The organism is Bradyrhizobium sp. USDA 4541, assembly GCF_024171085.1.
GTDB lineage: Bacteria > Pseudomonadota > Alphaproteobacteria > Rhizobiales > Xanthobacteraceae > Bradyrhizobium > Bradyrhizobium australafricanum.
On the sequence record NZ_JALJZF010000001.1, the window covers coordinates 8,582,362 to 8,608,233 of the forward strand.

Genomic DNA, 25,872 nt, shown 5'->3' on the forward strand with positions numbered 1-25,872 from the left:
GCGACAAGTGCCTTCGGTTTGCAGCGTGGATGAACGGGGTCTTGCTCAGTGTGGCAGCAGCGCATCGACGTCCTTCCTGAGGCTTGAAAGGGCTGCGGCCGGATCCTGCTTCTGCGAGACCACGAGGTAGCAATGATCCTCGATGGTCTTGATGATCCTGGAGTTGTTCTCGCCCGGAAACGAGAACCACCCGGTCATCATCGAAACGCGCTGACTGGCGATGCGATGTTCGGGGTGCTGGTCGAAGAACCTGCCGAGCCCGCCAGGATCGTTGATCGCCGCCTGGTTCACCGGCACGTAGCCGGTCGCTTCGACCATGATGGTCTGACCGGCCGGTCCTGCCGCGAACTTGATATAGTCCCAGCACGCCTTCTGCTTGTCGGGATCATCGGTCAGGATGGCCATGCCGTTGCCGCCTGCCGGAAGCCTTGCGGTCTCTGAAGCGACCGGCAATGATCCGACCTTCAGCTTGAAATTGCCGGCCGCCGATTGCTGAAAACCTGTCAACAAGCTGCTTGCAGTGAACAAGATGCCGAGCGTTCCTGCCCGAAACGCCTGCCGGGCCTGCTCCGTGTTGAGCGCCGGCTGACCTTCCCTTGCAAGACGCTGCAACAATTGCAGCGCTTGAAGACCGGCGGGGCCGTCGAACGCGATCCTTGTTTCGTCGTCGCTCATCATGCGGCCGCCAAAGGCGCCCACCAACGTCTGGAACGACCAGCCGTTGTTGGTGTATTCGACATAGAGGCCGCTGGTGCCCTCGCCCAGGCCAGCGATCTTCCTGCCAAGCGCGATCACGCCGTCCCAGTCCTGGGGCAAGTTGTCGGGGTCACCACCGGCCCTCCTGACAAGATCGATGTTGTAGAAGAGCACGGGAACGGAAATCGCGAACGGGAGCGCACAGGTTTTCCCGCCGTAGCGCGCAAATGACGTCATGGCATCCGGGACGCCGATCGTTTTCCAGGCCGGATCGCCCGCGATGAAGCGGTCAAGCGGCACCGCGATCCCGCGATCGGCCAGAGGGCGGATCTGGTTCAGCCCCTGATGCGTGATGTCAGGCAGCTGCTTTGTTATGTTCTGCCGCAATGTCTGCTGGACGAGACCGTCGTAGTCGACGGCCGGACTGTCAAGAACGACGTTGATATCGGGGCGCGCATCCATGAACCCCTGCGCGAGCGACTGGTACAGCCCCCGCGCGGGGGCTGACGCGTAGGAAAGGCGGATCGTGAGCCGCGAACCCGCACGGGCGTCCAGGATCGGCATAGCGGCGGCAGCACTCGCAGTCGACAGGAAAGCCCTGCGTGAAAGAAACATCAATTGGCTCCAGTGGTCTATTGTTTGACGGCCCCGCCGGTCAGGCCCTCGACGAACCAGCGCTGGGCAGCGAGAAAGGCGATGACAAGGGGCAGCACGACGAGGGTGGATGCCGCCATGAGAGGACCGTAGTCGTTGCCTGCCTCCCCGTTTTTGAAGGCCATGATGCCAAGCGGCGGCGGCATCAGCGACTGGTCGCGCACCGCGATCAGCGGCCAAAAAAGATCGTTCCAGTGACCGACGACCGAAAAGATCGAGAAGGCGACGATCGCCGGCAGAGCCATCGGCAGCATGATCCGCCAGACGATCGCGAGCTCGGAAAGGCCATCGAGACGTGCGGCGTGGACCACGTCGTCAGGAACGGTCCTGAAAAACTGCCGGAACAGAAAGATGCCAAAGGGCGAGACGACATAGGGGAAGACGAGCGCCGCGTAGGTGTTGAGGATCCCGAGCTGGTAGCCGAGGATGAAGAGCGGCAGGGAAAGTACCTGTTGCGGGAGCAGCAGACCGATCAGAACCATGCCGAACAGCAGGTCCCGGCCAGGAAAGCGAAGCTTGGCGAGCGCATATGCGCAAGGGGCGCAGACAATGATCTGGAGCGACAGGATAAGGGTACAGACGATGAGGCCGTTGCCCAAATAGCGCGGCAGCGGCGCCTCGGTGAGCGCCTTGGTGTAATTCTCGACGCCGTGGAACTGCGTGGGCCAGAAGGAAGCGCGGAAGATTTCGCCCGGCGGCTTGATCGACAGCAGCACCATCCACACGAAAGGAGCGAGCATCAAAGCGGCGGTGAAAAGCAGCACGGCATGCCGAAACACCGCGGCAGCCGGCGACAGGCGGCTCGTGGGGGTGATGCTGTTCATTGGCGCGGTACCGCGCCATCCATGGTGTAGATCTTGCCCATGGTGAGCGTCGCGACGCAGGCGAGAGAGATAAAGGCAGCCGTCGCCCGTTCTGATGCTCTCGATATATACGAGGCCACAGCCGTTACCCGATGGTAAAAACGCTTGCAGAGCACGGCTTAGCGTTCCCTTTCTCGAGCGAGCTCGTCGCCAATGTGCGAGAGCACACAGCACCTGATTTGCTACGAGTGGATGACGAGCATCGAATAATTCGATCTCTTGTTGCGCAAATGCGATGCCTCGTGTGGACCGCCCCTCGTCTTTCAACAGTGCAAGAGTTTCCAGATGGACAGGTCCTGGCATTCGTCTTGGCGAAAGAGACCGCGCGCGTTATGAAGACCTCTGATCCGGACCACAAAACGCCGGTTGGCGGCGGCAAAGCCGTAGCGATGCCGCGCCGTAAGAGGATTGTTCTGCCCCCCATACACTCGCACGTCGAGAGAATCGCATCGGAAGCAAGGACCTACAAGGATTCGCGAGCATTGTGTGGTCCTTGTGAGGACGCATCTTCCGCGATTTGCTGCCAAATAACTGGAATGCGCATGTCGCGCGCGCAGTTCAAACGTAGAAGTGAGAACTCACCGGCACGACGTCGGCGTACCGATTTTCCGGTCGCATCGGCCTCATCTCCAAGATGCGAGCCTATGAAGCCGTCGAGCGTTGGCACCCGCCCCCCCTCGGCACCATCGCGAACTGAGTAATTTGGCTTCTCATTGCGGCGACGGTATCGAACAAATACTCGATGCTGGCCGCTTCGAGTCCACGACGAAGGTCGGGATGGCTACCTGCGCCGCGCTCATCTATTTAAATCTGGGCGCGTCGATGGCGTCGTATCGGCGAACAATACTGCTATGCTTAACTCATCGAGGCTCTGGTCTGCTCTGACGTCGAATAAGCATGATCGACGTGCTCACCATGGGTTGCGGTGAATAATCGACGTTTTTGGCATTTCCAAATTCGCGTAAAAGTTGATTTCATTATTGAATGACTACTATAAGATCTTTATGGGCACTGGGCAACAAGAAGACGCAGTCGTTACTATCCGGCTCTTGGCTAAGGGGATCGTCGAGATAGCTCGGCGGATCACCGATGGCGCCATCGTTCGCCAAGACGATATGCCGAGTTCGCTACGATCTGGGCTCGAGCGTTTATCGCGGCACTGCCTTGTGGAAGGCATTGCCGATCGTGGCGCGAATGTCCACGTTTTGATGGACTTGGCCACGATCCCGATCGGCGAATGGGGCATTCCATGCTTTTCGAGGGACTTCGCCTATGTTCGAGCAGTCCTTATTGACCGTGATCTCGGTATCCCGAGCAGCGATTGCTTCGAGATAGGCTCCATCACGACTGCAGAAGACGCGTATGAAGATATCCATCATCGCCAGTTGCGCGAAGCGGTTCGGTCCCACGGCAAGCGCGCCGACGAGGTTTACACGTTGGTCCGTGAACGCCTCGTGCGCAATCCCGTCGACAATCAGAAGCACTTGATGGCGTTTCTTCTCGACAATGGGCTCGCGAAGATGGCCGACGTCTTCCGCGGATGGATGCGACCGATTCCACTCGCCTCCCGATTCCCGGATGGTAAGACGAGGACTTGCGCGGGATGCGGTTCACTCCTTTATCCAACACGGGACACTCTACGGTTTCCTGTCGGACGGTGCAGGATTCGCGCCTGCATGGAAGTCCGGCCGACGCCTCTCGAGGGCATGGTCATCGACGATCCGCAGGAATGGCGGGTCGCGGCAGGAGACATCCTCGCCAGTTGGGTCGGTCCTGGCCTGCCAGAGATCCGGCTGCATGACGAACTCAAGGGAAGCGGAATTCCTGTGCGGCTTTATCCCGGCCAGGACGCCGTTGACGTCGGCATCCCGTATAAACTCGGGATCGACGTTAAATCCTATTCGTGTCCGGTCACGCTCGGTGAGCGGCTGACCCGCTCGATCGGTGGCTTGGCCCAGTTCGACCGTCGCATCGTGGCAGTTCCCGATGCGAAGGTCAGGCGTCATGCGAGATACCTTTCGGACCTTCGCGCCCATTACCGGGGAGAACAGGACGTCGAATTCCGTACGATCTCCGAGACGCTCGAGGCGCTTTCCGCATGAGGAAGCCGCCCGAGGATTTCGATCACGCGCTTCGCGTCCAGTGGGTTTGCGCAGCGCTTCATGCCTTTCTGGGAAAGCATGAACTGGCTGGGGCGCCCGCCCTGTTGTCGGGCTACCGATCCGTCCTGAGGCATCCAGCGGTCGCTCCGATCGCGCAGGCCGCATTCCAATTGCGCCAAATGGGCGTGAGCCTGGTTTCGGACGCAGCGTTGCGGGACGCGATCACGGACTGGTCGAACTGGGAGATAGAGAATCGCGGAAACGGCGATTACGTCGAGCCGCCGTTCAAGATCGATCTCGACGCACGAATGTCGTTTCATCTGCGCATGCGGACTGACGATCCGCGGTACGTCGCGATGGTAAAGGCCTTGACGAGGCCCCTGCCCGACAAGTTGTGGAACATCCCCCAGGTTGACGTTTCGCGTCCTTTCCGGGTGCCGATGGACCTCTCAGGCCTCGGCGAGCCCCTTATTGTCGATGCCACCGACCTCAACGGTAAGCTTCCTGACACGCCGCGCCGTGAATTCGTGCGCGACCGCGACGGCGGGATCGCGATCTCGTTCGCCGAGATCGAGCGCATCGCCGAAGAACTCGATGACATTGATTCGGCTTCTCCAGAGCGAATTCCCGGAAATTTTCGGGCGCGTCTTCGCGACGACGCCGGGAATCCCATCTTCACGCTCCTTTCGCCGAAGGGCGGCTCGCTGTCCGCAACGGACCAGGTGGAACTGTCAGGCGTGAAGCACATGATCGGTCTTCCTGGAGCGGGAAAATCGACGCTGATCCTGCTTATGGTCGTCGCGCTGGCGCGGCGCGGATTGCGCATCGTCCTGCTGCTGCCATCGATCGAGGCGTCGCTCAACTACGTTGCCGAACTCGAGCGATACGGCATCGAACCGGCGCTCCTCGTCGGCCAGTCGGCGGAATCGCGCCAGCGACACGCCAGGAAGCTAGCCGAACGCATCGCTGCGGGAGATGATACTGGGGGTATGGGTCGGACCGCTCCAGGAGCAGAGCTTCTGTCGGTGAATTGCGCGCTCGCGGGTTTTCTCTCTGATCCCGATCCGCACGTTCAGTTTCCCCATATGAGACCGCCGTGCCGTGATCTGAGGCAACGACGCCTGAAGAAGGACGGCAGCGAAGCCCAAGGCGACAGCAGCAAACTCTGCGCTCTCGCATCGGTTTGCGGCCGCCAAAAATCTGCCCGTGATCTTTCCGATCCTGATCACAAGGTCTGGATCGGGCACGTGATTTCAACCGACGTGCAGACGTCCCCGCATTTCGCTAACGAACAGATTCGCTACTTCGAAGCCATCGCTCGTTCCGCCGACCTCGTGATCGTGGACGAGGCCGACGGGGCGCAGGCCGCACTCGACGGTCACGCGCTGGCGGAACTGGACCTCACCGGAAGCGCAGAATCCTACGAAGCCGCGCTGCTGCGGGACCTCATGGTTCCGGTGGCCACCGGACGAAACCAGGGAGGCAATTCGTCCGTGCAGAACTACGCCTACGCGAGCCAAGAATTCACCAAGCTTAACCGGGCCGTGGTCAGTCATTTGCTAGAGGATCGCCGCGGTCCGCAGCATCTCCATAAATTTCAGGACACATTCGTTACGGGCAACACCGTTCTGGCGGCGCTCTACGAACCGGAGCACGATGACGCGCAATCTTCCTTTGAGACCATCCGCCCCCTTTGGGATGGTCTCGTGCGGCGCGTCATGGCCGAGCGCGGCGGCTACAGCGCGACCGTCGAGGATGACGACGAGAACGAAATCGTCGAGCTAGACGGAATAGACATCGCAGCGATCGCGCGTTCGGCTCGAAAGTCGGAAGGAGATGTCGACCGCCTTCTTCACGAAATCATATCGGGCATGAACCGATGGTTCGGGGCTACGGCCGTCCTCATGCGGGAAGAAGCGGCCGAGCGGGTGAACAAGGCCTTCTTCGAGCTCTTTCCGCCCGTAGGGACGCTCGACCCCGAAACCGCGCGGGCGTATTTCAGGTTCCTGCTTGAGGTCACTGCCGTCGTATTCCAGTTCCTGACCCTCATTCCGATGCAACAGGCGATGATCGCCGAAGGCGTGCACTCGCGCCGAATATTCGGGTCTGGCGTTTCGAGCGATCTTGCCAAGTTCGTGCCGGAGGCCCTGGTCGGGCGTTTATCGGGCATCAAGGTGTACTTTCAGCGGGGCTCCAAGGGCTGGACCCTTAAACTGAAATACGTGTCGTTCGCCTCTGCGCCCCGCCTCTTGCTTTACCGATTTGCGACGCTGCTCGAGGATGAAGGCGGCAAAGGCCCGGCTGTGCTGTTGGCGTCGGCAACGAGCTTTCTTCACGACAGTCCGAGTTACCACATTCCGGTCGGTCCGCATTTCGTCCTTCGCCGCGAAAACGAAATGGGAGCTTGGAACCGGAGCGAATACATCTTTTCGCCAGTGCCCGACCCGCTCGACCCGCGCAAGAATATTCGCCTGAGCGGTGCCTTCGAGGATCGTGATCGCGGCATCAAGGCCATCATTGATCATTACTTTTCCGGGGATACGCCGTTGGTGTCCCGCATGCGCGAGGATTTTGATCCGGGGCGCAGGGTCGCCCTGGTGGTCAATTCCTATGACCAAGTGCGGATGATCAAGGAGCATGTCCGCAAGAAGCATGGTCCCTTCGCTCGTCGGCTCATCGGGGTCATGGACCAAGCTGAAGACGTTCCCGGATCTGAGCTCGGGGAATGGGTGACTGCATCCCAAGTCGAGGCGTTGGGGGCGCGGGACGATTGGGACGCGGTGGTCTTTCCGATGAGGGCGATCGGTCGAGGGGTGAACATTGTCTATCCCGACGGCCCGCGAAAACGCGACGCGGTCATAGGAACCGTCGTCTTCCTGATGCGCCCTCACCCGTCGATGGACAGCCTCGGATTTACAGCGGGCCTTGCGGGGCGCAATGCGCTGGATTTCGACATGGCGGGCATCGACGGACAGGGCGGCATCGATGACGTCATCGGTGCGTGGCGCGCAAGCAGAAGCAATTCGCTCGACCTCATGAGGCGGTTGCTGCGCTACCCCGTCCAGGTCGGAAGGCTCGGCAAGTTTCTGATCAATCCATTTACCGCCGACATCATGGTGGACGTTCTGCAGACCATCGGCCGAGCCATGCGCAACGGCTGTCGGACACGGGTGATCTTCGTTGACGAAGCCTGGGCTCCGATGTCGGCGAAGGCCAAGCCGGACAGTCGTTACAGCAGCATGCTCGTGTGCATGCGGGACGTCCTGCGCGAATGCTTTGGCGATGCCGACCCGGTTCGAAGAGAAACCTACCGATTGCTTTACGAACCATTTTTGAAGCCTCTTTCTCGCTGCACCAACCTGATTTTCCCGGCCGAAAAACGAAGAAATGAAGTCAGACAATAACAACGAAACGAAATGGCGACGGCGACGCGTCAAGCAGGAAACATTCATTTCCGGACTTTCCTGGCGTGGTCACGATGGCAACGAAGCCCACTCGGTTTCCCTGAAATGGACCAAGTCGGCGAGCGGGCTTTTGTCGGGTGTGCTGCAGGAGGGCATCGGAAGCGGGAAAGACAACGGAAAGAACCTTCCCTATGCATCCCTGCGCTCCGTCATCGAGGCCCGCGTTCCGGGGATTTCGGTGGTGCGATCGGACCTTGGAAAGCCGTGGACGGATGTTGAACCCCGGCCCTTCTTGCGGGCGTTCGGTCAAAAGGAAGACGGATCCGACGTTGTCCGCAGCGTGTCCGGAGCTGTTGCCCAATGGACCAGCGACGTTCTGTTCGGCTGGGCCGAACGGCTCGACATCGGCACCGAAAGGATCGATCGCATCCGCACACTCAGCCTTGAGGGACGGATCGTCGAACTTTCGGAGGCTAACCTCCTGTCAATTCCTCCGGGAGCGGTCAACGCACACGAGAACTTCTCGGATGTCCGGGACACCGTGATTTCGCTCCTCGTCGCTGCGCTTGACGGCCAGGAACTGTTCGAGGGCCTCGGCCCGGTGCACCGTGTGATCGCGTCCGGCATGAACGGCAATGCCGTCGAGTTCGAGACCTGGCCTATCGCGGCTCCCAACGGCTCGTTCTCGATGACCTGCACGATCACCGTGGAGACGTTGCCGTGGTCGCTCGAACCCTACGTCATCGTCAACGCGGGAAAGCGCATCTGGATGGATCGCTTTCCGCGGCCGGGCGAGCTATTCGGAAGGAAGCGCCTCACGATCCGCATGATGGTGCGCGGCAACCGCAGGCTCTCGATCGCCTACGAGATGGGCGTCAAATCCGGAATTCCAGACAGTGACGGCATCGAGGATCCGGCGTTCCTGGCAGCGGTCCTACAGAATGGCGTCGATCTCGGGAGCGGCCTCCCGGAGGTCGCGGGTCGAACGAGCCTGGCTGGCAACGCCTTCTTGGCCGTGCCCTACAGCACGAAGTTTGGGCGAACCAAGGTGCCGCGCGGCGCCACGGCGCAGGATCAAGTCGATCTGGTGACCCGCGTCGCGAGCTTGACGGAAAGGTTCGGCTTTGCGCCGCTGCCGTTCGAACCCGTTTCCGGCATCGGCGACCACGAGGAGTACCACAAGGCGCTTAAGTCGGAGATGTTGCTGCATCATGCCGCAAGCGATCTCCGGCTGAACGACATCAGCGATGAACGTGTCACGGCCTTGTTCGAGGAAATAATTGGCGAAAAGCCCGACAGGAAAATCAAGTCGGACGACGTCATCGCGGCCGGACGACTGATCGAGACGGTCAGGATCGCCAATGATGAGCGGCTGTCTCGCGTGTTCAGCGATCGCGTAAAAGTCGTTCTCATCTCGAGAACGTCCGCCGAGGCCGACCTCTTCACTGCCGCCACCCGGTCCATGTTCTCGACCGTTGATGTCGAGCGGTACGGTCTTCCTCCGAAGGTTCACGGCGTTCTCGAAGCGACTAAGGATCGCAAGCGCTTCAAGCAGAAATTCGAGGATCGCGTCGCTGCCTGGAAATCTCTCGCCGAGACTATCGCCGGGGCGCATCCACGCGCACGCATCATCGTTCAGGTTGACAAGGAGTACGGAGACGATCGCGCAGCGCGCAAGCGTGAGGAGGACGCCGTCAACAAGCCTGCGGGGCGATATGCATTGGCCCGATATGCCGGCGCCAACGTCCAATATCTGCTGCCGATGGAAACCGGCGGGGCGTCCGAGTACCTGATCCGGCTTCAAGCGGCCCTCTATGATCTCTTGTTCGGGCACTCCGGGATGGCCCCGGCTGTCGGCCCCGCAATAAACGGCGCGTTCCCTGAAGGCGGGGCTCGTCCGGATTCAATCCTTGGATTTTCAGTGATTCGAAAGGCAAGGCAGCGCCGCGGCGGGTCGTCCGTTGCCCTGATCACGGCATCGCTGCTGGACGCCGAAAGCGGAGCGGTGTGCGCGAAAGTCGCGACCACCTCCGGGAATTCGTCATGGATGGAATTCGGCGACGCCCTGGTTCACGCCGCCTCCCTCGGGGCGACCGGCATCGGCGAGGGCCGCGCCGATGAAGCGACGCTCTTCCAGGACTTCGTTTCAAACGTCGTCAAGGAAGTGGTCTCCGATGGCCGCAGGCCACTCGTTTTGTTCGACGCCGTCAGCGCACAGGGACTGTGGCCCTGGCTCAACAACCCGAAGTTGACCGGGCTTCCCACCTTCGGCCGCGAACAGGTACCGGACAAGGCCGTCTGGGAGGAGCTGTCCGTCGTCAGGGTGAGGACGAAATCGACGCCTCGGCTTCTCCGCCTCATGCATCAGGAGAACACGTCCATTGATGGGAAGGAGGTCATCAAGGATTGTCACGCCAGCACGTCGAACGTGACCGTCCGCGTCGTCGATGGAGAAGATCGCGGCGACTACGTCACGGCGCGGAAATGGCAGCGGACGCAAAAGGTCGTTCGCGGGACGAGCGCGTATCGCTCGTTGCCGGGGTTCCGTCGTTCGGAAAAGGCGGATGACGGTACGACGCTGTACAAGCGGATCGTGCATACGCCGGAAACGAATGACGCGGTTGTTCCGGAGTCGGTCGGCATCACGGTCGTGCGCGCGGCGGCCGGGGCGCAGGCGGATTCCATCGCGGCGGTGGTTGCGTCGTTGCGGTCGGGATACGCCCATACCGCAATGGACACGACGTTGCCCGCGCCGCTGTCCTTCCGATCAAAGTTTGAAGACTACATGTCGCGGCACGGCCTTGAGGAGGACGAGGACGTCCAGGACGAGGCGACGACGGCTTCCGACGCCTCCGCGAGCGACGACGGGCCGGACGCCTCGGGGGTGGTCGGCGACGTTCAGACTCCAGCGGTAAGACTGCCGACGTTCGGAGAAGTTCGCGACCAATTCCGCTCAGGCAATTTCAATTCAGTACTTAAGGTCGAGACGAAGGGTTTCAGCTTCATGGACAACGTCAAGCTCGCATCAACCAGTGTTGGCTCGACTTCGATCTCTAAGCGGGCGTCGGCGGCCTTCCCGTCGGGGGACTTTCCGTCGGAGGCCGTGAGCCTGGTGAGCGATCATCGCGAACTCATCAAACCGCGCTTGCGCGTCCCGGAAGTGGCGAGCCCCGAATGGTTCAGGTCCCACATGAATATTACGCGGCGTGACTTGCGGGAGCTCCACGACACGCACGGCGATCTACTCAGGATGGTAACCGGCTTCCCGTGGCCGGAAGAGCGCCCGAACCTTGATCAGTTCTTTGCATTTCTGCCGGAAGCAGCTCGCTATCCGCTGTTCTTTCGGTGCTTCTTCAAGACGATGCGCCTGATCCGGGACGATTACTTGATCAAGCCGGTCATGCAGCAGTATTGGGCCGAAAAAGCGCGTTTCAAGAACGTCCCGGAAGTCGAAAATGCCGAGTCCGGCCCCGACGCATTGGTCGAGATGGTGGTTGCGGGCGCATCGCATGACCTGGCGATCGCTGTCGTCATCCTGGATTGGTCCGCCAGCATGATGTTCGGATCGAGCGGGCAGCGCCTGGCATCCTTGGTCCCCGAAATTTCGGATTACCTGCACGATCTGATGCAGTGCGATCCGGCTGGATATGCAACGCGCATTGACGAGATGAAAGACGAGGTGCCCGAAAGAGCGCGAATCCCGCATCTCCAGATGGCGAGCAGTGATGCTGACGCGGAGCCTGCGATCCGAGGGCCTGAAGAGATTGAGATCGAGCCTCCGATTGCGACCGCTTCCCTCGACGACGTCGTGAACCGGTGGGAAAATGATCTTCTCGATCTCATTGATACGGCCAAGAACGCCCTGAATGTCGGCCCCACCGCAGCGACGCAGCAGGAGATCGCGGTTATCGCGAGCCACTTGCGGCAACATCTCGAAGACTTCGAGCGGCTCAAGCCAAAGGGCGCCGGCAGCGATGCCGTCATCTCCCGCCTGACGAAGATTGCAAGAGCGTTTGTCGACATTTCTGAGGGGTACGTCAGGGACGTCGCCACGAGACTGACAGAGATCGAGGCGATTTCGGCGTCAGCGCCGCTGCTTGCCTCGGAGGAGAGCCTCCGGGAAGCGGATGCGTTGGCCGAACAGGCCGACGTCGACCTCCTCAGGGCTCAGGAGGCCCGCAAGGACGCGGATGAGCTTCAGCAAAAGAAGCTTCCCATGTTCGAACTGGTCAAACTCGGCCAGGCCGCGATGAACAGGCTCGAGACGATCGTGAATTCCGGTCTGGAGAATGTGTCGGCGGCCATCAACGCCATCAAGATTGCGGCTTCCGTCACCTCCGTCTCTTCTGCGGCTCGCTCGACAGCGGAGGAGGATCCTGCGACCGCTCCACCCGCCGTCGCGCCGCCCTCCCCGGGCGTCGAACGAACCATAGGAGCGCAATCCGAGAATGGGACCCGCCCCTCAGTCGAACTCGCCTCGTCTATCGTCATCGACGAGGATGACCTTGCCGAAATAGACGAAGGTCGGAAAATCGAACCAATTCACGAGCCGCCCGTACCCGTCCCGGACGACCAAGAGAGCGAGACGGACCACCTTCTCCACGATATCGAAAAGAAGGCCGACGAGCTCTTCATGCACGGCGAATTCGGTCTCGGTTATCACCTCGTCAACGCCGCGAGCACCGTCCTCGGGGATACCTCGGCTCTTCCCTACAGCGCCGAGGAAATGCGCCTCTATGCGCTGGGAACACGAATCCCGGGCGTCTCCCGCGTAATGCCCGATGGTTACCACCAGGCGATCGAAGCGTGCGTGGCGGTCGCCGCCAACCTCGGTTCAGGCGAGAGGGCCGGCGCGCGACGCATTTTGCTGATGGCGAATGTTCTTCCCACCGCCCTGCTCCAGATGAACGAGGCCGGGAATGCCTTCAATATCATCGACGCCATCACGACGAATGATTGGTGCTCGAGCTTTTTCTATCTCGTTGACCTCGTCAAAAAGTACCGAAGTTACTCGGTGACCGCGGCCAGCTTGCGGGCGGCGTCCAGCGTCAACGCTGACAAGTCGCTCGCGAACGAACGTCGAGATGCCGTTCTGGATCAGATAAAGTCGATCAAGCACGCAAAGTTCCGGTTCGTCCTCGGACAGAAAATCCTGAGATCCATCACCGCAAAGAACGGCATCGTCAGCGCGCTGGAGAACGCCGTAAATCAGCACGACCTCAACTTCGTTAGCGACTTCTCCAAAAAATATTCTGATCGGAACGCAGTCACGAACCTGCTGGATAGCGAAGTTCGGCGCATGGGTTCGATGCATGCCATCGATGGCGCGGCGCGGGAACGCTTGGTGGCCTATATCATCGACCTTGCGGCTGGCTGCGGCGCTTTCATAGACACAGCGGGCTCAGCCGACGAGAGTCGGGTCGACGGCAAGCGGCTCGACAAGGTGCGCGAACTGGCAGACAACATGAAGACCGGCATCCGGAACTTCGAGGTTGCAACAGCAGCCCCGACTGGAAGCCTATTGCTCGATGCGGCTTACGCCCATGCGCGCAGCGTCTTCAAGAGCCTCGCGGCGGTGATCCGCGGCGAACCGACGCCGGAAGTCGATCGCAAGATCGTCAATCTCGAACTGCACGCTCCCCTTCTGTGGCTTCCGGGCATGGCGTGGAGCGGGGCGTGGACGCCCAGTCCGAAGGATGCCGTACGACTGATCTCGGCGATCCGTGAACTCGACGTTCCGCGCGTCTCAGACAGCCTCGCCGAGGCCGCTGAAGTCGCCATTGAAGCGAGGCGAAAGGAGGATGCGTTCGTTCCGGCCAAGATGCTGCTGAGCTTCGCGCCGCATTTTGGAATTGACGCGGTTCGAGAGGAACATCTCCGCGCCATGATCGAGACCAATGAGCTTACGCGAAAAGCGCAGGTCAACGCCCGGCACGCCGACGTCTCGAAGCTGATCGCCAAGGTTCGCCGCATGGCGCTCGGAGGTCTGGAGGCATCGACCCGCCTCAATGACGATCTCGACGAGATCAAGGTGGACGTTCTCTCGCAGGACATCCCCGATTTCATGCCCGAGGAAATCGACGGGTTCCGAGTTCTCGACGTCAACGCCGCTCTGTCGCGCCTGAATGCCGTCGAAGGTTCTGCGCGGCGTCTTCTGGACGAGGCGAAGGCTGCCTTGGTCGGAGAGATCGACCGTCTCGGCGAGACATCGAGGATCACCGGCGAAGAGAAGGGCCGGTTACTCAAACTCCTCAACAGCGACGAACTGGCGACCGTCACCGACTGGATTCAAACCTTCAACTCGGGCGAACGGCGTCCGACGCTGACCGGCAAGGTCATGAACGAGCCGCTCGACAAATTCAACCACGTCCTGAAGGAAACTTCCCAGATCGACCTTTCCGAGGCCAAGCGCTGCATCGAAGATAATGTGGCCTACGGCGCGTTCGACTTCTCCCATCTCGACGGTGAACGACGCCAGGAGGCCGCCAAAACGCTCGAGGACTGGATCGAGTTCAAGCGGAAGATGAAAAACTCGCAGGTCATGCTTTCGCAAAGCATGCCACACATCGCGGTTTTGCTGACGTCTATCGCTTACGGGACGGAATTCGTTGACGTGAACGGAGATCGCAGCAACGTAGGCAGGCAAATCTTCGTTGTTGACGCGCAGATGAACCTTCCTTCGGACCCGACGTCACTGATGCTTCCCGAGTTCGGCAGCCTCACGAAGGGCGGTTGGCGAGTCGCGGCCGTCGGTCCCACGACGACATCCGCGGAAATCATGGCCTTGACGGAAGGAGCCGAGCCGCGCGGAACGCTCGTGCTGATGTTCGGCTTGATGTCGGCCGACAAGCGCAAACAATTGAAGCGCGACTGCGTAAAGAACCGGCGCAAGGTGCTCGTGATCGACGAGGCCCTTCTGCTGGATTATCTGGCGACGCCGGAGGCCACTCCGTTGCGCATGTTCGAGATCGCGCAGGCCTATACGACCGCGACACCATATCAGGACTACGTTCGTTCGCCGGTTCCAAACGAAATGTTCAAGGGGCGCGCGCGCGAAAAAGCCAAGATACTGGAGTCATACGGCTCCTATATCGTCTATGGCGGGCGACGGCTCGGTAAAACCGCGCTTCTGCGACACATCTCAAGAAATGCCCCCGAGCACGCGCTGTTCAAGTTCCTCGATCTGAACAGTTTCCCGCTCGACCTGTTCTGGCAATATTCCTCCGAGGCGCTGAAGGAGGTGTTCGCTAAACCAGTCAGCGCTCCCGAGGACTTCGTCGCCGGAGTGAAGGAATACCTGCAGGCCGACAATCGTCGGAGAATCCTTCTGTTGCTCGACGAGGCGGACAACTTCATCAAGCACGAGGCATCGCAGGACTATCGTGACGTCGTGAAGCTTTTGAACTTGATGGCCGAGACCGATCACCGTTTCAAGTTCGTGTTGGCCGGCTTGCACAACGTGTCCCGCATCATAAAGTCGGAAAACTCGCCGCTGGCGCAAATCTCCAACGATCCAATCCGGATCGGCCCTCTGTTGCAGGAGGACGTCGGAGACGCGGAAATCCTGATGCGCGGACCGATGTCGGCGCTTGGATTCGAATTTGAAAACCGCGAGGACGTCTGGCGCATCCTCAGTTTCACGAATTACTACCCGGTCCTCATTCAGGTCTTCTGCAGGGGTCTGCTGGACATTCTTGAGGACAAGATTCGCGATGGCCGGGATATCAAGGTGATCGATGGCGCCATGGTCGACGACGCCATGAAAAATCCGCAGATCAGAAAGGTGCTTTACGATGCGTTCGACAAGACGATCACGGGCATCGAGCAACGTTACGGCCTTCTGACCTACATTATCGCTTACGACGCGTACTTCTCGTCCGGACAGGGCTTGGAAGCGGACGGTTTAAGCGCAATCGAGGTGACCGAGAGCGCGACCCGGTACTGGCCGCAAGCGTTCCCGAAGGGCAGCGATCCGTCCGAAATCGAATACCTGCTCGACGAGATGGAAGGATTCGGGATTCTCCGACGCACGCCGTCGAAGAAGTGGACGTTGCGCTCGCGCATGCTTCTCGACCTTCTCGTTTCGAGTGAGGAAGACCTGACCGAACGCCTTCTCAGTTTCGACGGCAAGAAGATCGAGCAGCAGTTCGATCCGAAAAACGCACGCCGTACCTTAGAGGTCGCCTCAAGGGGGAAGCAGTCCGTAAGCAAGACATCGCCTCTGACGGACGGCCAGTTGTCACAAATTTTCGCGCCGAGACTGGACGATGCGAAAGTCATGGTGATCTTCGGATCGGCCGCGTCGGGTATCGTCGACGTGGTGGCTGCGATAGAGGCTTCCGGGACGTACCCCGGTGGCGAGCAGCGCAGCGCCACGCTCGACATTCGCGGCTGGGGCGACCGCGACAGCTTTGTCTCCGACATCCGGCGCAATCCCGCGGGGAAAAGGCGGATCGTGGTCGTGCCGCCGCAAACTGCGTGGCGGCACGACTGGGTGACGGCGGTTTCGCGGTTGCCTAGCGTCCTCCGGCAGGACGTCAGGCCGATCTTCGTCGGCGCCCCGAACCATGCCGAAGCATGGGTCGAGGCGTTCCGGAAGAGCCCGTCGCTCTCCCGGATCAGGGTCGAAACTTTGCGACCGTGGGCGCGATCGTTCCTGGCCACGCGGCTCGACGCGATGCACCTGATCGGCTCGATCGAGGACGTCCTCCGCGGGACGGAGGGATGGAGCGAGCCGACGCAAGCCGTTCTTGCCAACCTTCAACGTGGCATGAAGGTCAACACTGCCGTTGATCATGCGCTGGCGGCGGCGGTCAAGGACGGTGCAGAGGCGCTCGGAATCGGCGAACGCCTTGCCCCTGCCTTCGTCACGCTGGCGCAATGGTGTGGCGAAACCGGAATCAAGGCATCCTATGGCAAGGACGCCCTGGCCGTGGACGGAAGACCTGACGAGGTCGATCCTGATCACATCGTCAGGTTCGGTGCGACCATCGGCGTGGCATCGCTGAGCAATCCGTCGGCTCCGGCCGACCAGCAGATCATCGTGATGGACCACTTCGTCCGCCGTGTTCTTCTTGCGGGAGAAAGCAAGTGATACCGCAGGATTGGTGGATGCTTCCCGGGCCGAACGGCTTCACGACGGCCCTCGCCAAGGACTTGATCACGAAGGGCGTCGTTGCCGCGAAATGTCCTCGGCCGCTGCCGGAGGGATTGCATGATGCGATCCGCAGGAAACTCGCCGACGAATACGTCGTCGATACGGTGGTTTTCGACGCTTCGAACTTGAAACCGACGCAGTCGCCCCTGCACGAGATGGCGATGTTGCGCCGGATTTCTGGAGCCTCGATCGGTACCGTTGCCGATTTCCTCGAAAATCCGGATCTCGCCGACGTGGCATTCATCGTCGAGGGCATCTCGCCGGAACATATCCAGATATGGAGCTATTTGCTGCGGGCGGTGATGTCCGAGCGGATCAAGAGCCCTCCGGCTGCGGGTCCCTATCTTCTGCTGCTTCCACCGAGCAGATGGAAGGCGGAAGCGGAGAAGCGGCTCCTGGGTCAAATAGGAAGCAGGTTCTGGCGCGGCTATCTGTCGTCGGTGGACTCGTTCGGTTGGATCGCGGCCAACGGCATTCGGATCGGCTCTGGCATCGACGAACGGCTGGCGTTGGCGACCTCGATCGAGGTCGCGGCATGGTCCTCGAGCCTGCTAGAGCAGATGACGAGGCTCGATCTTGACGACCAGATATCGCCGATGGGATCGCTCGAAATCCTTGCCGCTCGGAGGGGGTGGCCATATCCATGTTGGGAGAACGGTCTCGTGGACTCGTGGGATGACGTCCCGATCCCTCACGCCCTCGCGGCCGTGGCACACGGGCTATCAAGCGAGATCGAACGCCGGATTTGGGTTGCACAATCCAAGGTCTTGTTGCCCATGATAGACAGCGCCCGCAGGGGCATCATTCGCACCTACCACGACGAACTTTCGAAACACGCGAGCGCATCGAATCCCTACATCAAGAAGATTCACGATCGGATAATCAAGATTACCGATCCGTGGAACTTCGAGTGGTACGAGATGATCATCCTCCTCGAAGGAGCGGTGCCCCTTCCCCGCATCCGGATCATGAAGGATATCAAGTGGGTACGCGACTCGCTGTCCCATGGGAAGACAATCGACAAGGATAACATCAAGAACCTGTGCGAGGTGTGGGAGGAACATGTCCTCGATCTAATGGCCGCCCCCGTGAACGGCTGGGACTGGCCGCGAACGGGTCAGACTTTACGTATGACAGTTGGGCCGTCCGGAGCCGGGAAAAGCGCGTGGGCAAAGCAACAGGCGGAACGGATTGTGTCGTCAGACAGCATTCGTGAAGAGATATTTGGTACCAACGATACTCCGCGCAATCAAGGACATGTATTCCGGACCGCGCGTCAAAGGATGGCGATGGTGCTGAAGTCAGGCGAGGATGTCATCCTCGACGCTACGAATATCAAGACAACGGACCGCAAACGCATCGCAACCAGCGTTCCGCCTGATTGCAGCATTGAGTACGTGGTCATTGACCGTCCTCTCTCGGAGAAGATGAGGACACGCGGGGAACGTGCCGCCGGCCTGATCGAAGAGCATCACCAGACTTTCAGTGAGTCGATCACGCAATGCCTCGATGGTGATGGATTGCCCAATGTGCGCTTGACTGATCTTCGCGAGAACAACGTTGGATAACTATAGGGATAACTATAGCGTTGGGTACGCTGCCCCGAATATCGCCGCCATCTGCCTCCAGCCATGCCCAGTACAGCGCTTCACCCTGGAATTAGGGCGGCACTTACAATAGATAGGATAGGTCGACCTTGGACGCCGAGATGAGGCTCAAAAGCTGCGCCAATCCACAGTCACCGCTTGCCAGGACATCCGGTGCGCTATCGCCGGCGGCTGCGTATCACCGATGTTTGTCTCACGACATTCCGGATCCGCAGCCTCGAAAACGTCCGGCCTCGAGGCGATACCCCAGGAACGCTCGCCGCAGCCCTCTCGAGGCTTCCTATTCCAGCAGCGCATTGATTTCGGCGCGAAGCTTGCGCACCTCGGAACACAAATCCGTGATATGACGAGCTGTTTGCTCAGCCCCGCGCGCGCCTACGAAGAAGAAATGTCCGCCAACGACGTCTCTGGATAAACGCGAGGGAAGCGTCTGGGTCAAGGCACGTAGTTCCCTCCACCGTGCGGCATCAAAATCGAGCGCGTGGGCTTGCGCGCGTATCTTCTGTATATTGAAGAAATTCCAGTTGATCCGGTCACCCAGCGCGTGCCCGTCGTCGGACCTATCCGTGGGGCTGATCGTCGCGGTCAATGGAAATTCGGAAAAGGAAGAGGCCTTCATATCGTCATGAGCGTGCTCGAAATTCCAAAACGGACTCCCACCCGAGAAACGTTGGGGAGTACCGCGGAGCATGACGGGCGTGTTGCAGAGATAATTTTCAAGATACGATTGTTCATCGAGAATCCGGTGACCATTGATCTGGTTTTGATACGAGAGGCTTGGCAGGAAGCCATCGATATACACGCCTCCTGTCCATAACCCGTCTGGCGTCAGCGGATCGCCACCCCGTTGTACGAAATTGAGCCCGGCGATAGGCGGCGAAGCGGCCAGCGACAGAAAGCAGGCGGCATCGACACCGCGGGCCTTTAGTGCTGTGTTGACGGCGGCGACCGAACGACCGGCCATGCTCCACATCGCGACCACGACAGGACGGTCCGGCGTTTTGCGCAGGACCTCGGAGGTCACGGAAGCGATCCAGTTCGCCCAACCCGCGATGGTCAGGTCAGGGACGATCGAGCCGATGGAGGGGTGATCGGTCGGATACGACAGGGCAAGGAGCCCTAGACCGTCTTGCTCCAGCCAGTGGTCCAAGAAATCGGTCCGATCGGAACATGGATCGCCGTAACAAATGCGAGCCAGATGCACCCCGCCGGGCAAAAATATCACAAGCGGACGGTCGCGGCTTCCGTCTCTGAAGTACCTCAGGCCAGCTATTTCAGCGAACTCCACACGCTCTTCGCCTGCGAACAGCAGTCCGGTTTCCGGTCGTCTCATGATCGTTTCTCTGTTTGAAGCGTGTTAGTGAATTGGTGGCAGTCGGAGATGCCAGTCGGTGACGCCTTGATAGGCGTGGGCGACGGCCAGGAGCGTGACTTCGTCGAATGGCCGGCCGACGAGCTGGCAGGCGACCGGCATGCCGTCCGGGGTGAAACCGCAAGGCACTGTCAGTGCGGGCAGTCCCAGATAGTTGAACGGTCTCGTGTAAATGTTGACGACGCGGCTGCGGTTGAAATCTTCGGCGAAGCGTCGGTCGCGCATCTCCTCGATCGTCGGCGGCGAAACTGGCAAGGCCGGCGTTACAAGGACATCCGTGTCTGCGAATACCTGCTCACAGAATTCACGCAGGTAGCGGCCCCGCAACGCCAGCGCCTCGAGATAACGCGTCGCCGGGATGAAATTGCCCCGCTGCAGCTGATCGCGATTGGGCTGCGTGATGTCGGCGCCGTGCTGACGCAGATGGTGGCCGAACACGGTCGCGGTTTCGCAATCGCTGAGCACCGAGGCGAGGTCCCAAAGCAGGTGCCCGTCAGGAAGATCTTTTGGCTCGATGGTCGCGCCTTCGCGCGCCAAAACTTCCTGGAAGCTGGCCAATGCATCGGCCACATGGTCATCCACCGTGGACCAGAACCGCCGCTGGACGGCAACACGGATCCCGGCGAGTCTTATGGAAAGGCCAGCCTCATAATCTGGAACCGACTCGTCGCTGGAGGTCGGATCACGCGCATCGAAGCCACTGATGCAGCCGAGCATTCTGGCCACGTCACGTGCCGTGCGCGCCATCGGCCCGATCGTATCGAGAGACCAGGAGCGAGTGAGTGCGCCATGCCGGCTGACCCGGCCACAGGTCGGCTTCAGCCCCACCACACCGCATGCGGCAGCGGGAATGCGGATCGATCCTCCCGTGCAGGATCCAAGAGAGCCGAAGGTCAGGCGGGCGGCCAGCGCGGAAGCCGGTCCGTACGATGAGCCGGGATTGAATCGTCGCGTGTTCCACGGGTTGTGACATGCCCCCAACGGCTCTTCGCCCGGCGTATCCGATGAGGCGGCAAACTCCAATATCGGTTTAAAACCTGAAGCTTAGGAAACCATATAGAACGCTCATTTAGCTCAGGTAGCCCGATGCACGCGGAGGGCTGACGAATGCCAAGCGGCACGTGCCCTCTCTATGGCGGGATGGCAGGCCCCGAGAAGGCATCTACGGGGGGCGCCGTTTGGCCCAAGGCCGAGCGCGCGGCGGAGGCGTGCAAGGCGGCGTGACCGGCGAGCGTGGAAAGCCTGCACCGCCCGCATGCTCGCGTTCCAAGGGCCTGCACAGCCGTCCCCTTCACTGGGCGGTACCTTCAACGTCGCTATCTTGGGGTGAAGTTATCCAGGCCGCGACACCCATGAGACCGAGGCGCTCGATATCATTCGGCGGCCGAAGACAACGCAGATCAATAGCCAAGAGCGATAAATGGAGGCGCAAGCGAACAGCGAGGGTATCCGTTTAAGCGCAGCCGTTCTGATCGCGCTACGACCAACCAAGATTCAGCCCATGCTCCGCGATCAATGTGGCGGCGGGGCGAGCAGTGGAGGAAGCGGCTCCAGTTAGCCATGAGCCGGCTTTCCGCTATGCCCGCCCGACGCCAAACTCGGCTTCGATAGTCTCCTTGGCGAGTTCAAAATGCATGCTGTCGACGGAGCGCCCACTGAATCCGGCGCCCCAGTACCAGCCATGACGATTGAAGAACGGCGCCAGTTGAAGACAACCCTGGTGGCAGTGATTGTCCCCCTGGCCGACGACGCCGCGACCGAAATAAAGGTCGATCGCCGTGCCCCAACTATGGTTCGAGAACGAATTCGGGTTGTGCCGCTTCGAGCGCACGCACAGCAATCCGGCGGAATTCACCGCCGCGACGACATCTGGAATCTGTTGCTCTGCTTCTTCGAACACGGTCTTCAACGAATTCACGGCGTAGTTGAGACCGCTTACCTTGAAGGGGCCGACATCGACGCTAGAAAGAATCTTTGCCTTGAACGAACCTGTGACCGGACTGCATTCCGAAGTTTTGGCTCCTGGCGCGCCCAGTAGGCGGATCATCGTCCTTTCGTCAGCCGATGTCAGCCCTTGATTGAACGTGTTCCGAGGCGGTATCGGGACTTTGGTATCCGGACTCGGTGACGCGCCGGCGAACATCCTGGTGGCGATTGAAGCACTTCTAATCCTCGTAGCGGCCCTGCCCATGCCGATCCCTCCCTGCTCAGGTCTCGATATTCGACAACATCGAGGCCGCCTCGCCCACTCGGAGAGTCCCTAGGATCGACGCGTGAGACGAGAGCTCGTGGCAGCGCGGCTCTTTTCGACTCAACCGTATTGAAGGGCAACTTCGACAGTCGGCTGGACGCTCGCCTATCTAGATCGGTTGCCGGAAAATTTCGGCCGGCCATACTTATCGGGAAGGCGTTCAAATTCGGTGAGAAGTGAGTGGGGGTGCGATCAGCATGCCCCTCATCCCGACGTCGAGAAGTTCTGCAATGCCGTCGCGGCCGCGGCATTGATGCCGAGCGACTGGTTGCTTCGCGAGACCCTTCTTGTCCAGAAGGGGACCCAGAAGAGCTGGCGCGATGATGAGCTGGAGGCGCTGGCGCTGCGGTTCGGCGTTAGTCAAGAAGTAGTGCTCCGTCGCCTGCTGACCCTCGGCCGTACCACGCAAGCCTTTTATGACAGCAAGCGCGTCGACTTCCAAAAACGCTATGCCCAGCTCGATGAGCAAAAAGAACCATCCGAGGGCGGCCCCAAGTATCATTACGTGGTGCTCAGCCAGCTCGGCCGTACGTTCACTCAGCTTATTTTCCAGGGCTATCACGATCGCTATTTCACGCTGCGCGACGTCGCAGGTCTTTTGAACATGAAGGTTACGACTGTTCCTGTGATGGAAAAGGCGGCCTTTGGCATGGCGGGCTAAGCCGGCATGGCCCAAAAGACCTATTGCATCGATACGAGCGCGCTGATCGCCGCCTGGTACGAGCGCTACAAGCCGAACCGTTTCCCGAAACTGTGGGACCAACTTGACCAGCTCGTCACCGATGGCAGGCTGGTTCTTCGACGCTGGTCCTACGGGAATGCAACAAGCAGCGCTCGGAGGAGCTGCACATGTGGCTCAAGCCGCGCGATGCCATGTTTATTGCACCGTATGACGCGGTACAGCAGCAAGTTGACCACATCGTCAACACCTACACCGCGCTAGTCTCGGCCGGCAACAGAAGTTTCAGGCCGATCCCTTTGTGATCGCCCTTGCCAAGGTCAGCGAGCGCGTCGCGGAAGCTTCTCGACTATCTGGAGCCCTCCCGTGAACGCGAAGGCCCCAGCCGGAACCTCGGTCGCGAAGGCGTCGAGGCCGAACTCGAAAACCTCCTCAGAGTCTGACTCATAAATCACCCAACCTTAGCTGCAGCCGCGAGTCTGCGGGTCAGGAGCCTGATGTGTGCAATCAGCAGCCAGGCAGCTTCGGTTGCCACCGTCGCCTCGAAGTCCTTGGCGAGGCGGCGGCATCTGCCGAACCAAGCGAATGTGCGTTCAACCACCCACCGCCTCGGCAGAAGCTGGAAGCCTTTGACGCCTTGAGGCCGCTCGACGATCTCGACAGTCCATGGACCGCAGTCTGAGAGCGCGTCGAGGAGTTGATTTCCGCGGTAGATCCGGTCGGCAAAGACGTGGCGCAGCCGGGGGAAGTTCATCCGCACGTTCTTCAGCAGCGGTACGGCGCCATGGCAGTCCTGAACGTTGGCGGGATGAACATGAACCCCAAGGAGGAGGCCATTGGTATCCGTCACAATGTGCCGCTTGCGGCCGTAGATGCGCTTGCCTGCATCGTAGCCGCGCGGTCCACCAGCTTGGGTGGTTGGCGCACTTTGACTGTCGATCACGGCTGCCGTCGGCTTCGGTGTCCGTCCAAGCTTTTTTCGCGCCCGTCGGACAAGCACGCTGACAATCCTCTGCCACCGGCCTGTATCCCGCCATCTATAAAAATAGCCCTGCACCGTCGAATAGGGCGGGAACTCCTGCGGCAACGCCCGCCACTGGCAGCCGGTCGAAACGATATAGAGGATCGCTTCGATCACACGACGCAGCTCCGTCTTACGCGGCCGGCCGCGCCGGTTCGCTCGCGGCAACAGGCGTCTGATCACCGCCCACTCCGCATCGGTCATATCGCTTGCATAACGCAGATCGTCCCGCCGATATTGCTCCCGAGTGATCCTGGTCCAGGGCATCGTGCTCTCCCTCGAATCTTTGCAAATCCGATGGAATCACACCCCACTGAGATCACTCACCCATTTTTCAGTCAGGCTCTCAGGACGGAGCACGAAGACAGTCTACGCGTCAGCGCGCACACCTGATCGCCAGCGACGTCGAAGCCACCGATGAATTGAATCCGCTCGATGACCTCAGCCTTTTTGCGCATAATAGCATCGATTAGGTCTTGCCACACAGATCGTCTTTGCCTGCCGGCTGTCACCACTCCCATCGATATCGTCGCCTCTCTCGCAGCCTCGGAAACCACCTACTCAGCGCGATGTTTTCGAATTCCGAAGGTCTATACTGTTAGCTCGAAGTACAGGTCTTCAATCTCGACGCCTGCTATCGTTCCTTCAGGGGCCTTATCTGTCCTAAGCGTTCGCGCTTGGGTCCTGTCAGATAGTGCGGCAACCAATGAGGCCAGCGGCATGGCTCCCCAGCGCATCTTCTTGGCAACAACCTCGTCGACCGGGATGATCGCCGTTTTCAACGCGGTCATCAGGTCGAGCCCTTTTTCCTTCATGGTCGCGTTGTAGCTGCCGTGATGACCGACCTTGTAGAAGATCGTGTGCTCGAGCAATCCCGGTCCGGTTCTCCGGTCCGCGCCGGCGCCCCACTCCAGCGCCTCCCACGAAAGCCAGTTCCCGACCTGAGCATCCGCGGCGAAGAGCAGTACGTCGCCGCCCTCGAGTTCGATGGCCAGAACGAGACTGGTATTATTCGTCGCTGATTGGAGCATCAGGGCGAACTCGTCCGTATTGCCAAGCCAATCGGCGTCGATCCGCCGCCAATCGGCTCCTGTCCAATAGGCCTTTCGGAAGAACTGATGTGCCTGCGAGGTGGAAAGCGGAATCCGGGAGGATGGTGGAAAGGGGACGACGTCGCCGTCCCCGGAGAGAGCGCTGATGACACCGAGTGGCAGCACGCCACTGCCGTCGAGCGCCAGCTCATAGGTTTCTGGATTCTTCTTTGAAGGGTTAAAGTGCTTGATGGCCTTTTCATCGTGAGGGGGCCCAAGGACGAAGATCTGGAAGTTGCATCCTTCAGGTACGATGGGCGGATCGGCCGGATGCAGATAGATGGGACCGCCGCCTCCCGACTTTGCCTTCGCAAGGTCGAATGCAGCCTTCGTCTTCTCTCCTGCCGCGCCGAACATCCCCGTCAAGGCGAGAACAGAATCCGCGCCAGTCTCGTTTCCTGCTGCTCTCAAGGCATCAACACTCGCGGATATCAATTCCAGTGACTGGCCGCGTTCCTTGCGCAGCTTTTTTGCGAGCTCATCGCGGGGATCTTCGGTCCAAGCAACCCAAACCTGACCGACGGCGAGTTCCTCGAACAGTTCCTCCGCCTGTTGGAAGCCGGAGACGTGGTCCCAATGCTCGTGAGTTACAGCGAGCACGTCCACAGATCCTTTTGTTACGTCCAGAATATCCCTCATCACGGCTTGCATTTTTTCTGCGCCCTTTTTCTGGGCAACCGCCACTCCGCAATCGATGAGCAGCTTGAACATCGGCCCGTTCTTGCGCGGAATGCGAACGAGGATGCAGTCCCCGAGACCGTGTCTGTAGATACGGATCAGAGCCCTCGGATCGTCTGTCTTTTCGGTGGTCGGCTTGCGTCGCGTCCCTCCGGATGGCTTCGTCTTCTTCGCAGCAGGTGGCTCCTTTGCCGCGCTGGCCTTCTTGCTCGCCCTGGTCTTGGTCGCCGGCGCGGACTTTCCATGACTTGATCGCTTGGCGCGCTTAGCGGCCTTCTTTGCGGTCCTCTTGGCCAT

At 60.1% G+C, this 25,872-nt stretch carries 12 protein-coding genes and 1 pseudogene; 6 read left to right on the forward strand and 7 right to left on the reverse strand.

Translation table 11 applies throughout. The features are described from left to right. Positions 1-45: 45 nt before the first annotated feature. Both J2R80_RS40795 and J2R80_RS40800 read right to left on the reverse strand, forming a co-directional pair. The gene (locus J2R80_RS40795) at positions 46-1,311 is read right to left on the reverse strand and encodes an extracellular solute-binding protein (protein WP_309143816.1); all 1,266 of its coding nucleotides are present in this window, start codon (positions 1,309-1,311) and stop codon (positions 46-48) included. A 17-nt stretch (positions 1,312-1,328) separates the two neighbouring features. Continuing rightward, complete coding sequence (locus J2R80_RS40800) at positions 1,329-2,174, reverse strand: carbohydrate ABC transporter permease (RefSeq protein WP_253640691.1); 846 nt, start codon at positions 2,172-2,174, stop codon at positions 1,329-1,331. A gap of 1,007 nt (positions 2,175-3,181) precedes the next feature. Here J2R80_RS40800 and J2R80_RS40805 point away from each other — a divergent pair. Genes J2R80_RS40805 through J2R80_RS43595 form a run of 4 tightly spaced genes read left to right on the forward strand, consistent with a single transcriptional unit; the run spans position 3,182 to position 18,444 of the window. Beyond that, positions 3,182-4,315 (forward strand): hypothetical protein, encoded by a 1,134-nt coding sequence (locus tag J2R80_RS40805; protein ID WP_253640692.1) that lies wholly within the window; start codon positions 3,182-3,184, stop codon positions 4,313-4,315. Then, the gene (locus tag J2R80_RS40810; RefSeq protein WP_253640693.1) at positions 4,312-7,719 is read left to right on the forward strand and encodes a hypothetical protein; all 3,408 of its coding nucleotides are present in this window, start codon (positions 4,312-4,314) and stop codon (positions 7,717-7,719) included. Before J2R80_RS40805 ends, J2R80_RS40810 begins: the two co-directional genes overlap by 4 nt. Then, a complete protein-coding gene (locus J2R80_RS40815; RefSeq protein ID WP_253640694.1) occupies positions 7,703-16,813 on the forward strand; it encodes an RNaseH domain-containing protein in 9,111 nt (3,036 codons plus the stop codon). The genes J2R80_RS40810 and J2R80_RS40815 overlap by 17 nt, the downstream gene beginning before the upstream one ends. Then, a complete protein-coding gene (locus J2R80_RS43595; RefSeq protein ID WP_253640695.1) occupies positions 16,810-18,444 on the forward strand; it encodes an AAA family ATPase in 1,635 nt (544 codons plus the stop codon). Before J2R80_RS40815 ends, J2R80_RS43595 begins: the two co-directional genes overlap by 4 nt. 319 nt (positions 18,445-18,763) lie before the next feature. Here J2R80_RS43595 and J2R80_RS40825 read toward each other — a convergent pair whose 3' ends face one another. The 3 genes from J2R80_RS40825 to J2R80_RS40835 form a co-directional block, all read right to left on the reverse strand. Beyond that, the gene (locus J2R80_RS40825; RefSeq protein WP_253640696.1) at positions 18,764-19,816 is read right to left on the reverse strand and encodes a hypothetical protein; all 1,053 of its coding nucleotides are present in this window, start codon (positions 19,814-19,816) and stop codon (positions 18,764-18,766) included. A 24-nt stretch (positions 19,817-19,840) separates the two neighbouring features. Further along, positions 19,841-20,878, reverse strand: coding sequence for an amidase (locus J2R80_RS40830; protein WP_253640697.1), 1,038 nt, complete (start codon positions 20,876-20,878; stop codon positions 19,841-19,843). Between the two features lie 553 nt (positions 20,879-21,431). Beyond that, positions 21,432-21,902 carry a M15 family metallopeptidase gene (locus J2R80_RS40835; protein ID WP_253640698.1) on the reverse strand — a complete coding sequence of 157 codons (471 nt, stop codon included), beginning with the start codon at positions 21,900-21,902 and terminating at the stop codon, positions 21,432-21,434. 457 nt (positions 21,903-22,359) lie between these two features. On the opposite strand from J2R80_RS40835, the gene J2R80_RS40840 reads away from it, so the two are divergent. Beyond that, the gene (locus J2R80_RS40840; RefSeq protein WP_253640699.1) at positions 22,360-22,767 is read left to right on the forward strand and encodes an ImmA/IrrE family metallo-endopeptidase; all 408 of its coding nucleotides are present in this window, start codon (positions 22,360-22,362) and stop codon (positions 22,765-22,767) included. A 6-nt stretch (positions 22,768-22,773) separates the two neighbouring features. After that, positions 22,774-23,090, forward strand: a pseudogene (locus J2R80_RS43895) (DUF4411 family protein). A 146-nt stretch (positions 23,091-23,236) separates the two neighbouring features. Here J2R80_RS43895 and J2R80_RS40850 read toward each other — a convergent pair. Together J2R80_RS40850 and J2R80_RS40855 are read right to left on the reverse strand one after the other, a co-directional pair. Next, a complete protein-coding gene (locus tag J2R80_RS40850) occupies positions 23,237-24,073 on the reverse strand; it encodes an IS5 family transposase (RefSeq protein ID WP_253640700.1) in 837 nt (278 codons plus the stop codon). 323 nt (positions 24,074-24,396) lie between these two features. Further along, positions 24,397-25,872, reverse strand: a complete 1,476-nt coding sequence (locus J2R80_RS40855; RefSeq protein ID WP_253640701.1) for an MBL fold metallo-hydrolase — start codon at positions 25,870-25,872, stop codon at positions 24,397-24,399.